This window comes from Amycolatopsis sp. NBC_00345 (assembly GCF_036116635.1).
Taxonomy (GTDB): Bacteria; Actinomycetota; Actinomycetes; order Mycobacteriales; family Pseudonocardiaceae; genus Amycolatopsis.
In genome coordinates this window covers 2,212,407-2,224,418 of sequence record NZ_CP107995.1, presented here as the reverse complement: position 1 = coordinate 2,224,418, position 12,012 = coordinate 2,212,407, and the positions used below count along the sequence as shown (strand labels likewise).

Below are 12,012 nucleotides of genomic sequence, written 5' to 3'. Positions count from 1 at the left end.
GTCGGTCCGCCGCGAGCCGTCAGCCGATCCGGGCGACGCGGGCCGCGGCCACGGCCACCAGCAGGCCCAGGCCGACGCAGGCCGCGCAGACGAGGAACATCACCTGATACCCGGTGGCCTGGGCCACCAGCCCGAGGGAGCCACTGCCGGCGGCGAGGCCCGCGGTGAAGCAGGCCCCGAAGGTCGACAGTGCCGTGGCGCGCTGGCGTTCGCTGACCGAGCGCACCACGAACAGGCCCAGCACCGGGTAGATCTGCCACATGCCCACCCCGATCAGCACACCGCCGATCACCCCCACCCCGAGGCCGTCCGACACCCCGACGAGCGCCACCCCCAGAGCCTCGACGAGGAACAGGCCGGCGAGCACCACTGGCCGCGTGGCCTCCCAACGGATCCAGGTGCCCGCTATGCGCAGCAGCACCACGGTCAGGGAATACGCGGTGACCACGGCCGCTCCCCCGGCGATACCGAGGGAGTTGAACTTCGCGACCGCGAAGCTGGTGACAGCGGCGAAACCGAACGCGGTGAAGATCAGCGCGACGCTGGGCAGCGCGGTGCCGAGCAGTGCCCGGCCCCGCTCGATGCCGGCCTGCGCCGTCTTCGTCTCCGGGGAGAAGCGCACCTCGGGCACGCACAGGGCGAGGGGGATGACGAGCAGGGCGATCAGCCCGGCGATCACGAACGTGGTCGCCGTGCCCACCAGGTGCTCGATCAAGCTGCCCAGCGGAGCGCCCACGCCGATGGCCACGTAGTTGACGGTGCCGCCCAGTCCCAGCGCCCAGCTCTGCCGGTCCTTGGCGACCAGCTGCACCGGCCAGACCCCGGTCGCGGCCAGCATCACGCCCATGCCGACGCCCACCAGCAGGCGCAGGCCGATGAGCTCGGTGATCGATCCGGCGAGCGGATAGCCGACGGTGGCGAGCGTGGTCAGCACCGCTCCGCCGATGGTCAGGGCCCGGGTGCCGAGGCGGTTCATCAGCGCGCCCGACACCGGGCGGGAGAGCAGCGCGGTCAGCGCGTAACCGCCGATGACCGCGCCGACCTCCGCCGGGCCGCCGTGCAGCCGGCCGGTGACGTAGCCGGGCAGGATCGGGATGGTCAAAGCGAACGGCAGATAGCCGATCCCATTCGCCAGCGCGATCACCAGCGCGTGCCGTACAGCTCGCTTGTCGGTGGTCTCGACCTCAGGTTCCAGCCCGGTCCGCACAGATCCGCTCCCCATGTCCGGGACTGAGCCCCGGCGGGAAACGCGCTCAGGGTTGTCCCTACAACCACGGTATACCAGCAAATACGGGTCCGCCAGGGCGCGGATCGGGGGCATCCGGCAGCGTGATCACCCGGTTCGGCGACCGCCCTGATGCCGCGTCGAAGCGAGGCGTTCGCCGTTGGCGGTGATGGTGTCGCAGGACTTCGGTTTCGCGGCCAGCCGCGCGACTGCCGGGCCGTCGGGGCCGGTGCCCGGGCGTTCGGGAGCGTAGAGCCACGCCTGGAACAGACCGCTGAGGTCGAGGCCGGAGACGCGCTCGGCTAGCTCGACGAACGCCGCCGTGGTCGGCGCCGTGTCGGGCTTCTGCTCCGCCGCCCAGTCGCTCATGATCCGGAAGAACACCGGGTCACCGACCTTGCTGCGCAACGCTTGGAGGGCGAGGGCACCTCGGGTGTAGACCGGGAAGGCCGCATTGCTGGCCGGGTCCGGGTTGGTCGGGGGCTGCCGCCAGACCGGGTCGTCCGCCGGGTGCTGGTCGTAGTAGTACTGGGCGAGTTCGGCCGCCGTGCCCAGTCCTTCCCGTTCGGACCACAGGAATTCGGCGTAGGTGGCGAATCCTTCGGCCAGCCAGGTGGTCGTCAGGTCGATCGGGTGCACGGCGTTCCCGTACCACTGGTGCGCGTTCTCGTGCGCGACCATCGACGCGTTCGCGCCGCCCTGGAAGTAGCTGCCCGCGTAAATCGGGCGGGTCGCCGTGGCGACGACGTTGAAGAACTTCGAGTCGACCAGGCCGCCCTCGGCGCGGTACGGGTAGGGGCCGAACCACTCCGACAGGGCTTGGACGATCTCCGGCGTCCGTTCGACCGAGGCACGAGCCGGGGCGTCGAGGGCGCCGAGATCCGTGCTGTAGGCGGTGACGACCGGCTGGCCGTCCGGCGCGGTGCCGGTCTTGACGTCGTACTGGCCGATGGCGAGCAACGCGGACGCGCTCGGTTGCGGGCGTTCGCCGCGCCAGGACCACTGGTCGCCGCGCGGTGCCGGGACGGGTCCGCCGTACTGCAGGGCCCCGTTGGAGATCACCTCCACCCCCGTCGGCACGACGGCCGTCAGGTCGAGGGTCGCCTGGTCGGCCTCGTCGACGGCGCTCGGGTACCACCAGGCCGCGCTCTCCACCGCGACGGCGCCGGTCGGGGTGCGCAGCCAGCCCCAGCCTTGCCCGTCCCCGCCCGGGTGCTTGCCGGGATTGTCGTGGTAGCGCACCACGACGATCAGGTCCCCGCCGCTCGCGACCGGCTTCTTCGGGGTGACGGTGAGCTTGCCGTCCTTCGTGGTGAACGCGGCGGGCTCGTTGTTCACCGAGATCGAGGAGACGTCGAGCAGGAAGCGCAGCTCGAACCGCGACAGCGCCTGGGTGGCGGTGCCCAGGATCGTGGTGACCCCGGCCAGCGTGTCCGAATCGGGGCGGTAGTCGAGGTTCACGGAGTAGTGGCTGACGTCGAGGCCGTCGTCGGCCCGTGGGACGGCTTCCGCGGCGGTCGCGCTCGTCGTCGAAGCGACCAGCACCACCGCGACGATCGTCGCGAGCGTCCGGCTCATTTTCCGGCTCCCGCAACGGTGCCGGCGATCCAGCCGAGGTAACGGCTGACGTCGGTGTAGCTGCTCGTCATCGTGTCCGGCGGGCGGAGGCCGCCGCTGCTGGTGACCCCCGCCAGCCGGGGCCCGGACTTCGTGCGCACCACGGCGGGGCCGCCCGAGTCACCGGGGCCGACGCCCCGGCCGTCCTCGTCGGTGAGGCGCAACCGGTCGTCGGCGGTCTCGGTCACCGGCAGGGTGACCTCGCGCAGTTCCTCGGGAAAGGCGGGCCCGTCGGTTTTCGTGTTGCCCCAGCCGAGCAGCCGCAGCGGCGTACCCACGCCGGGAGTCCGCGCGCTGGGCAGCAAGGGAAGGTTCCGCACGGGGTGGTCCAGTTCGAGCAGCGCCAGGTCGGTTCCGACGAACGCGTGCGCGTCCGGATCGAACCGCGCGGTCGGATGCGGGCGGGCCTCGATCGCCTTGACCAGTGTGCCGCCGTCGTGCGCCTGCAGGCTGCCCAGCCGGATCCGGTCGGGCACGGCGGGTTTCCCCGTCGAAGGCTGGATCACGCAGTGCGCGGCGGTGAGCACCCACTGCGGCGCGATCAACGTGCCACCGCAGAAGTGCTGCCCGCTCGCGTCCTGGAGCGACGCGGCCCAGCTGACCGGTTTCCTGGTGGCACTGCCACCGACGATCGCCTCCGCGGGCGCCGCGGCCGCCACCGGCACGATCGCGAAAGCGGCGATGGCCGCCACCATGGTCTTCCGCATGTTCCCCTCCACCGAATCGTCAACGAAGACCGCACGGTAGGAGGCGGCTTATATGCGCGAGATAAGCGGAGGCCGGGGTTTCCCTTCCAGCGGCACACGATCGGCGCACTCGGTGACGACGACTACGGCCGGCTGATCAGGGACGGCCTGGCGAAAGTGGCCGAAGGGCTGCGCTGACCCGGCGTTGCTCCGAATGGCGGCATAACCCGGGCGCCCGGGAAAACCCGATGCCCGCCCTGGCCTGCGCCGATGCCGAAGACCCGCCGAAAGTCGGTGCCAGGTAAGGGAAATCCCGCCCTACCATCCAGTTTCCCGCGGACGGGCGCCACTCTCCCCTTTCCCCGCCGTCCGCGCGTTCCCTTCGCCCCCGACGAGGAGCTGCAGCGATGCGGAAACTCTTTGCCCTGCTCACTTCCCTCCTGATAGCCGTGGCCGTGACGGCCGCCGCCGGCAGCTCGCCGGCTTCCGCGACGCCGGTCAAGGGCGTCGTGCCCGGGCTGACCGGCACCGCCGCGAAGGCCGCCGCCGGGCCCGCGGCGGACCGGTTCCTCCAGATGCGCCGTGCGCAGGCGGGCCGGGCCACCGCCGCCACACCGCGGCTCGACGCGCAGAAGCACACCTTCTGGGGGCCCGAACCCCAGCTGTCGACCGGCGCGGACGGCCTTGTCGTGACCCACAGCGTGGTCCCGGACCTTCAGCTCTCGAACAGCTCGGACGTCGTCTACGCGCCGACGGTCAAGCCCACCGGGCATTCCTGCATCGAGGTCGTCACCGCGTACGGGCTCGGCGAGGCCGGGCAGGTCTGGGCGTGGGACTGGTGCCAGTCGGTGTCGCCCGCGAAGGTCGTGCCGATCGACAGCTCGTTCCTTTCCAGCTACACCAGCACGGTGGACGGGCACCCGGCCTACACCGTGCAGGAGGTCAAGACCGATTCGGGCAGCAACAGCTGGACCGCCTCGCTCTACAACGTGAGGACCGGCGCGTGGGACGAGTTGTTCACCCAGAGCGGGAGCGACCAGAGCGCCCTCGACGAAGGCTGGGACATCTTCGAGCTGTACTCGACGGTCGACCCCTCGACCGATGAGGCGTACTACTGCGCGGACGCGCGGGGCAAGGTGTTCGAGTCCAGTTCGCTGAAGCTGCGCGTCGGCGGGCAGTGGGTGGCGGCGACGCCGTCGAACTCACCGCTGCAGCCCACCGCGAACCCGAGCCCCGGCGACTACGACTGCTCGTCGCTGCAATTCGAGGTGCCGACGCCGAACAGCAACTGGCGGGTCAGCGTCTGAGCCCGGCCTACCCGGCCGGCAGGAGTTCGCGGCCGCGTTCGCGCCACCACAGGTCGAACGCGGCGCTGCACCCCTGCCGGCCGGCGTAGTCGCGCGCCACCGCCTGCCGGATCTCGCCGATCCGGTCCGCCACGACCGTGCCCGGCCGGTAGCAGAGGCGCAGTTCCTGCCACAGCGGCGCGTCCTCGATCGCGCGCACCACGATGCCGGTCTGCCCGTCCTCGCGGGTCGCCAGCGCCGGCGCGAGCGCCATGCCCGCGCGCACCAGGTCGAGCAGGGTGGCCAGGCACTGCGGCCGGTGCGGCTGATCGAGCGCCACGCCGTGGCGGCGGCACACGTCCTGCAGGTACACCGACCAGCGGGTCGTCCACGGCGGGTCGTCCGCCCAGGGGTGCTCGGCGATGGCGGAGAGCGGGATCGCGTCCAGCCGGGCCAGTGGGTGGTCCCGGGCCAGGATCACGAAAACCGGTTCCCGCGAGTGCACCACGACGCTCTCGACACCGTCCGGGAGAACCCGGTCCGGCAGCGGCGCGAGGTAGACCAGCGCGAGGTCGAGCGCACCGGCGGAGACCCCGGCCAGCGTGCGGGTTTCGTCCTGGTCCTCGTGCACACTGGCCGTGTCGCACCACGGCTGGTCCCGCAGCCACCGCGACAACGCCAGATGCAGGAACCCGCAGTACCCGCCGACGCGCAACGCCCCGGCCGGTTCCCGCCGGGCCCCGATCCGGCCGGTGAGCGCGGACATCCCGGCCAGCACCACCCGCGCGTCCGCGATGACGTCCGCCCCGAGCGCGGTCGGCACGCACCCGGTGGGCGACCGGGAGAACAGGAGCCCGCCGACCGACGCTTCGACGCGCCGCAGCAGCCCGGACAACGCCGGCTGGGAAACGTGCAGCACCTTCGCCGCCCGGATGAGACTGTGCGCATCGGCGATGGCCACGAGCGCCCGCAGATGGCGCAGTTCCAGCTCCACGACTCCTCCGTAACCCCAGCCGGCGGTCTTCGGACACGAGCCCGTTCACTGTAGTGCCGATGATCGCTTCGGATGGGTGGCGTTCCGGTGCCGCGGCTAGGGCTGCCCGAGAGCTGACACCGCAGCCAATTCGTCTCACCCTCACCGAGCAGCGCCGTCACGGCGACCACCGCACGGCCCGTCTCCGGAACCAGCGTGAACCGGCCCACTAATCGACGTCGTCAAAAAACTGCTTAACATCGTCATTTGCGATGAGCCGAGCCAGCCCGACAGGAGTCTGCCCCGCGCCATTTACGTTGCGTGGATCAGCCCCGCGCCGACGAAGCAATTGAATGACATCGCCTCGTCCCCGCGAAGTGAACACTGCCACGAATAGCGGCGTGTTCCCATACTGGTTAACCGCGTCGACCGCAGCTCCGGCTTCAAGCAGCGCCTCGGCGACCTCGACGTTGCCCTGCTGGGCCGGTCAACCATGTCGATCTCTCCCAGTGTTGCTCATAGGGGTGGCTCATAATTACTACACGGACCCTCGATCCAGTAGCACGTCTGTGCCCATAGTGGAACAGGCCGTCTTTCGGGATGATCGGGGAGTTTTTTGGATATTATCCTCGGCCGTCATCCCCTTCGGCTGCGCAGCCTTGGGCGGCTCATCACACCACGGTAATAGCGAACAATGGCGCGGCCTGGCCACGCGCCACGACAAGCTCGCCATCGTCTGCCGCTCCGCAGTACTCCTCACCACCGTGATCACTTGGACCACAGCATTACCAGACACGCCCTAGCCCAGCCTCCCCGAAGCGATGATGCGGGACAGGAACTGCCGCGTGCGCTCGTGCTCCGGTTCGGTGAAGATCCGCTCCGGCGGGCCGGATTCGATCAGGACGCCGGCGTCGAGGAAGCAGACCCGGTCGGCGATCTGGCGGGCGAAGCCCATTTCGTGGGTGGCCATCAGGATGGTGCGGCCCTGGCCGGCCAGTTCGCGGACGAGCGTCAGCACCTCGCCGACGAGTTCCGGGTCCAGGGCGCTGGTGATCTCGTCCAGGAGCAGCAGCCGCGGTTCGTAGGCCAGCGCGCGGACGATCGCCACCCGCTGCTGCTGGCCGCCGGAAAGCCGGTCCGGGTACGCCTTCGCCTTTTCTTCCAGCCCCACCCGCCGTAGCAGCGCAAGCGCCGCGCTTTCCGCTTCCTCGCGCGGGCGGCCGTGCACCACGCGCGGCGCCAGCGTCACGTTGTCCAGCACGGACAGGTGCGGGAACAGGTTGAACGCCTGGAACACCACGCCCATCCGGCGCCGCGCCACGTCCGGGTCGGTCCGCGGGTCGGACACGTCCTGCCCGTCGAGCAGGATCTGCCCGTCGTCGAGGTCCTCCTGCAGGTTCACGCAGCGCAGCAGCGTCGACTTTCCCGAGCCTGAGGCGCCGATCAACACCACCACCTCGTGCTCGGCGACCGCGAGGTCGACGCCGTCCAGCACGGTGTGGCCGCCGTAGCGCTTCACCAGGCCCGACACCCGGAGCACCGGTTCCGTCATCGTGCCCCCTCCCGCGTCGCGAGCCGCCGGCCCGCGGCGTCGGCCAGCCGCGCGCACGGCACGGCGAGCACCACGAACAGCAGGCCCGCCACCACGTACGGGGTGAAGTCGTAGAACCGCGCCACCCCAATCTGCGCCGCCCGCACCGCGTCCACCGCGCCGAGCACGGAGATCAGCCCGCAGTCCTTCTGCAACGCCACGAAGTCGTTCAGCAGCGGCGGCAGCACTCGGCGCACCGCCTGCGGCAGCACCACGATCCGCATGGCCTGGCTGTGGGTCAGGCCGATCGACCGCGCCGCCGCGACCTGCGACGGGCTCACCGAGTCGATGCCCGCCCGCAGCACTTCGGCGACGTAGGCGGCGTACACCAGCACAAGCGCGATGCCGCCGAGCAGCACCGGGTCGTTCGGGATCCCGGCGAGCCGCAGCCCGGGCAGGCCGAACCCGACCAGGTACAGGCAGATGATCAGCGGCAGCCCGCGGAACAGGTCCACGTACCCGGTGGCCAGCGCGCGCAGCGGGAACCACACCGGCCCGCGCAGCGTGCGCAGCGCCGCGATGCCCAGCCCGAGCACCAGGATGGCGGCCTCGCACACCACCAGCACCCGGACGTTGAGCCACAGTCCTTTCAGGACGGACGGCAGCGACGCCAGCGCCGAGTGCACGTCGAAGAAGGAGTCCCGCACCCGGGGCCACCCCGGCGCCGAGGTGATGGTGAACCAGGCCACCAACGCGAAGACCAGCGTCGAGCACAGTGCGACCATTGTGGAGCGCCGGGCGCGAGAACGCTTGTACGCCAAGCGTTCCCGTTGGAGGCTGCTCGTCATTTCAGCTCACGCGCGCTTCCCGCGCGGGTCAGCCACTGGTCGGTCAGCTTCGCCAGCGTGCCGTCGGCTCGCAGGGCCGCCACCGCCGCCGAGACGCACCCGGTGAGCGGGCTGCCCTTGTCCAGCACGGCGCCGAACTGCTCCGCCGCGCCCGCCGGCGGGACCTGGCCGACGATCACCGAGTCCGGCACCTCACCGGCCCCGGTGATCTCGAACGCGGTCGGTAGGTCCACGACCAGGCCTTGGATCTGCCCGGTGGCCAGCGCCTGCTTCGCGTCGTCGTTGTTGTTGTACACGGAAATCTGCGCAGTCGGGGCGATCACCTTCTCCGCGGCGTCGTAGCTGGTGGTGCCGACCTGCGCGCCCAGTTTGGCCCCGCGCAGCGCGGCCAGCGTGGTGGCTCCGGCGACCGGCGAGGTCTTGGTGGTGACCACGGCCTGGGTCACGTCGTAGTAGGGGGCGGAGAAGTCGACAGCCTTGCGCCGCTCGTCGGTGATCGAGAACTCGTTGAGGTCGGCATCGTAGGTCTTCGCCCCGGGCTGGATCGCGGCGCTGAACGGCACCCGCACCCAGGCGACCTGGTCCTGGCGGTAGCCCAGCTTGCCGGCCGCCGCGTAGGCCACGGCCGACTCGAACCCCTTGCCGTTGGCCGGGTCGTCGCCGGAGAACCACGGCGCGTACGCCGGCTGGTCGGTGCCGAAGGTGAACGACCCCGGCTTCAGCGTTTTCAGCTGCGCCGGAACGCAGCCGCCCTGCCCGGGGGTGAGCGACCCGGCCGGCGGGGAACCGGCCTCACCACCCTGGTCGACGGGCGCGCACGCGACAGCCCACAACGGGCAGCTCACAGCCGCGGCCACCACGAGCGCGGCCCGGCGGAATCGAAGCGACATGCGGGCATCATGCCGGGCCGGGGACCGCGGCCGACAGCCGCCAGGCGGATGCCCATGATGCGGGACGCGCCGCCGTCAGCGGGACAGCCCGCGCACCCCGAGCGCAAGCAGCCGGGCCGCCTGCCCCGGCGAGCTCTGCTCCTGCGTCCACGCCGCCGCGTTCACGATCGCGGTCACGTCGTCCGCCGTCGTCCCGGGCGCGATCACCCCGGCCGCACGGGCGCTCGTGGTCAGCCGCTCGGTGATGCCGGCCATGCGGGCGCAGTCGGCGTGCAGGTCCGAGGTCTCGTCACCGGCGCCGCGGCTGAGGAACGTCGCCAGGCCCCGGTAGGACACCGCGTGCGCCGCCACGAGCCGCATCCACTCCGCCAGCGCGTCGCGCTCCGCCCGCTCCCCCGGCAGCGCGTCCCCCAGCGCGAACAATGCGTCGTGGCGGTCGCGCAGCAACGCCGCGGCCAGCGCGGCGCGCGTGGGGAAATGGCCGTAGAGCGTGCCGATGGCGACCCCGGCCCGGCGGGCGACCCGCTCCAGTGAGGCGTCTACTCCCTCCGCCTGGAACGTCTCGTCCGCGACGCCGAGCAACCGCTCTCGGTTGCGGCGCGCGTCGGCGCGCAACGGCCGCGAAGCATCACCCGTTGCCAAGTCGAGGCCCCCTCACTATCGTAACCCGAGCCACCCTCGATTTCCTTGGGAAGTGTCTCATGATCCTCGTCAGCGGTGCCACCGGAACCATCGGCCGCCCGCTCGTCCGGCTGCTGTCGGCGGCGGGCGTGCCGTTCACCGCGCTCGTGCGCCGCGCGGAGCAGGGCCGCGAGCTCGGCTGCCCCCACGTGATCGGCGACTTCGACCGCCCGGCATCACTTCCGGCCGCTTTCGCCGGCGCGGACCGGCTGTTCCTCACCGGCGCGGGCGCCGTCCCGGCCGACGGCGAGCAGCCGATGGTCCGGCAGCAGCTCGCGGCCATCACCGCGGCGCGGGACGCCGGCGTTGAAGCCGTGGTGAAGGTTTCGGTCTGGCGCGCCCGCGAAGGCGCCCGCCTGGCCGAGGGCGCGCACGCCACGATCGAGCGGGCACTCGACAAGTCCGGCCTCGCCTGGGCCTGTCTGCAACCGAGCGGTTTCATGCAGAACTTCCGTACTGGCGCGGGCTCCTTCACCGAGGAGGGCGACCTCATCGGCGCGTACGGCACCGGCCGTGTGTCTTATGTGGACACACGCGACATCGCGGCCTGCGCTGCCGCACTTCTGACCGCGCCCGAGCCGCCGGCCGGAAAGCACGTCGTCACCGGACCGGAAGCACTCGACCACGCCGAGATCGCGGCGAAGCTCACCGCGTGGTCCGGCAAGCCGGTGCGCTACGTCGACCTCCCGCCGGACGCCTTCGCCGCGAAACTCGCCGGGCAGGGCCTGCCCGCGGCTTTCGCCACCGACGTCGCCGCGCTCTACGCGGAGGTCGCCGCGGGAGCGCTCGAAGAAACCACCGACACCGTCGAACGCCTCACCGGCCGCCGCCCGCGCACGTTCGACGAATTCCTCTCCGACGAGCGGGTCAGAAGCTGATCCACTGCGAGGTCAGCAGGACCAGGCCGAGCGAGCACGCCGCGACCACGACCAGGCCGAGTGCGGCGACGACCAGCGGACGCAGCCCGCTGCGGGCCATCTGCCGGAGGTCGAAGTTCAGTCCGACACCGGCGAAGCACAGCAGGAACGCCCACTTGGACAGGTTGCCGAGGCTGGTGACGTCGGCCTTGCCGAAGACGTGCGCGGTGGCCAGCGCGGAGACCGCGATGAAGCCCAGCACGAACTTGGGGAACGTGCGCCACACGAAGCCGGCGCGCCCCTTCAGCCCGCCGGCCACGGCCTTGCCGCCCCGGGTGGACCAGTAGGCCGCGTAACCGAGCACGACGAGCCCGATCAACGCGTTCCGGGTGCTCTTGACCGCGACCGCGACGTCCTGCGCGTGCGGGGAGTACGCCGCGCCGGTCGCCGTCGTCTCGGCGGTGTTGTCCACGGCCAGGCCCGCCCACAGGCCGAATTCGGTGTCGGACAGCTGCAGCGCGTGCCCGATCATCGGGAACGTGAACAGCGCGACCGCGCCCAGGGCCAGGATCGCGGCGATGGCGTAGCCGGAGTCCTCGTCGTCGGCGTCGATGGAGCCCTTGCCGGCGATGATCGCCGAGACGCCGCAGATCGAGGTGCCGATGGCCAGCAGCGACGACAACTTGCCGCCCAGCCCGAAAGCCTTGCCCACCAAGAGGATCACGGTGGTCGCCACCGCCATGTCGACCAGGATCAGGCCGAGGCTGAACCCGCCGAGCTTGGCCAGGTCGCCCAGCACGAACCGGGCGCCCAGGAGCACGATGCCGGTCTTGAGCCAGAACTCGTAGGTGCCCACGCCCGGCCGGAACAGCGCCGGGATGCCGACCGTGTTGCGGATGACCAGCCCGAGGAGGATCGCCCACAGCACGTATTCGAGGTCGGGCAACGCGGTCCCGGTGGCGTGGCCCAGGCTGCGCACCCCGTTCTGCGCCACCGTCCCGATCACGCCCACCGCGGCGAGCAGCAGCAGTCCCGGGAGGTAGCGCACGACCGGGATCGCGTCCACCCCGCGCCGGCCGGCGATCGCGTCCGTGGTCATTTGACCAGAAAGGGAATCGACGGCAGCAAGCCGAACGCGGCCAACGCCACCAGCACGGCCGCGACCAAGACCGCGGCCCAGTCGGCGCTGATCCGCGCCGGGCCCTTCGGGTTCGAATCGGAACTCATGACCGCAGGACTGTAGGCGGGCCGGGGCTGCCGGGACAGCAACGGTGCGGAATGCCCAATACGTGGGACATTGCCGGATTCTTCTTGACCGTCCGGACTGCCGGAACAACACCTCCCCGGCTGCCCACATCCTGAACACCGATGCGGAGCACCGCCGGCAGCGACTACCCCTGGCAGAAACGAATCGAGGG

The 12,012-nt window shown here is 71.2% G+C and carries 12 protein-coding genes and 1 pseudogene; 2 read left to right on the top strand and 11 right to left on the bottom strand.

Features of this window, described 5'->3' with window-relative positions:
* Positions 1-19: 19 nt before the first annotated feature.
* From OG943_RS09870 to OG943_RS09860, 3 genes are all read right to left on the bottom strand, one after another.
* A complete protein-coding gene (locus tag OG943_RS09870; RefSeq protein WP_328609412.1) occupies positions 20-1,222 on the bottom strand; it encodes an MFS transporter in 1,203 nt (400 codons plus the stop codon).
* Positions 1,223-1,333: 111 nt separating this feature from the next.
* Positions 1,334-2,803 carry a M1 family metallopeptidase gene (locus OG943_RS09865; protein WP_328609411.1) on the bottom strand — a complete coding sequence of 490 codons (1,470 nt, stop codon included), beginning with the start codon at positions 2,801-2,803 and terminating at the stop codon, positions 1,334-1,336.
* Positions 2,800-3,549: a S1 family peptidase gene (locus tag OG943_RS09860; protein ID WP_328609410.1), complete on the bottom strand. Its 750-nt coding sequence runs from the start codon at positions 3,547-3,549 to the stop codon at positions 2,800-2,802. The genes OG943_RS09865 and OG943_RS09860 overlap by 4 nt, the downstream gene beginning before the upstream one ends.
* A 386-nt stretch (positions 3,550-3,935) precedes the next feature.
* Here OG943_RS09860 and OG943_RS09855 point away from each other — a divergent pair, with 386 nt between their 5' ends.
* A complete protein-coding gene (locus OG943_RS09855) occupies positions 3,936-4,835 on the top strand; it encodes a carbohydrate-binding protein (RefSeq protein WP_328609409.1) in 900 nt (299 codons plus the stop codon).
* Positions 4,836-4,842: 7 nt separating this feature from the next.
* On the opposite strand, the gene OG943_RS09850 is transcribed toward OG943_RS09855, so the two are convergent.
* From OG943_RS09850 to OG943_RS09825, 6 genes and pseudogenes are all read right to left on the bottom strand, one after another.
* Positions 4,843-5,808 (bottom strand): LysR family transcriptional regulator, encoded by a 966-nt coding sequence (locus OG943_RS09850; RefSeq protein ID WP_328609408.1) that lies wholly within the window; start codon positions 5,806-5,808, stop codon positions 4,843-4,845.
* Between the two features lie 208 nt (positions 5,809-6,016).
* Positions 6,017-6,265: pseudogene (locus OG943_RS09845) on the bottom strand (ankyrin repeat domain-containing protein); the annotation flags it as partial.
* A 321-nt stretch (positions 6,266-6,586) separates the two neighbouring features.
* On the bottom strand, positions 6,587-7,339 hold the full coding sequence (locus OG943_RS09840; RefSeq protein ID WP_328609407.1) for an amino acid ABC transporter ATP-binding protein: 753 nt from the start codon (positions 7,337-7,339) through the stop codon (positions 6,587-6,589).
* A complete protein-coding gene (locus tag OG943_RS09835; RefSeq protein WP_328609406.1) occupies positions 7,336-8,166 on the bottom strand; it encodes an amino acid ABC transporter permease in 831 nt (276 codons plus the stop codon). The genes OG943_RS09840 and OG943_RS09835 overlap by 4 nt, the downstream gene beginning before the upstream one ends.
* On the bottom strand, positions 8,163-9,056 hold the full coding sequence (locus OG943_RS09830) for an ABC transporter substrate-binding protein (protein WP_328609405.1): 894 nt from the start codon (positions 9,054-9,056) through the stop codon (positions 8,163-8,165). Before OG943_RS09830 ends, OG943_RS09835 begins: the two co-directional genes overlap by 4 nt.
* 75 nt (positions 9,057-9,131) lie before the next feature.
* Positions 9,132-9,698, bottom strand: a complete 567-nt coding sequence (locus OG943_RS09825) for a TetR/AcrR family transcriptional regulator (RefSeq protein ID WP_328609404.1) — start codon at positions 9,696-9,698, stop codon at positions 9,132-9,134.
* Between the two features lie 59 nt (positions 9,699-9,757).
* Between OG943_RS09825 and OG943_RS09820 the strand changes: the two genes are divergently transcribed.
* The gene (locus OG943_RS09820; protein WP_328609403.1) at positions 9,758-10,615 is read left to right on the top strand and encodes an SDR family oxidoreductase; all 858 of its coding nucleotides are present in this window, start codon (positions 9,758-9,760) and stop codon (positions 10,613-10,615) included.
* Here OG943_RS09820 and OG943_RS09815 read toward each other — a convergent pair.
* Both OG943_RS09815 and OG943_RS09810 read right to left on the bottom strand, forming a co-directional pair.
* Positions 10,605-11,693 (bottom strand): YeiH family protein, encoded by a 1,089-nt coding sequence (locus OG943_RS09815; protein ID WP_328609402.1) that lies wholly within the window; start codon positions 11,691-11,693, stop codon positions 10,605-10,607. The genes OG943_RS09820 and OG943_RS09815 overlap by 11 nt on opposite strands.
* Positions 11,690-11,821, bottom strand: a complete 132-nt coding sequence (locus tag OG943_RS09810) for a hypothetical protein (RefSeq protein WP_328609401.1) — start codon at positions 11,819-11,821, stop codon at positions 11,690-11,692. The genes OG943_RS09815 and OG943_RS09810 overlap by 4 nt, the downstream gene beginning before the upstream one ends.
* Positions 11,822-12,012 lie beyond the last annotated feature (191 nt).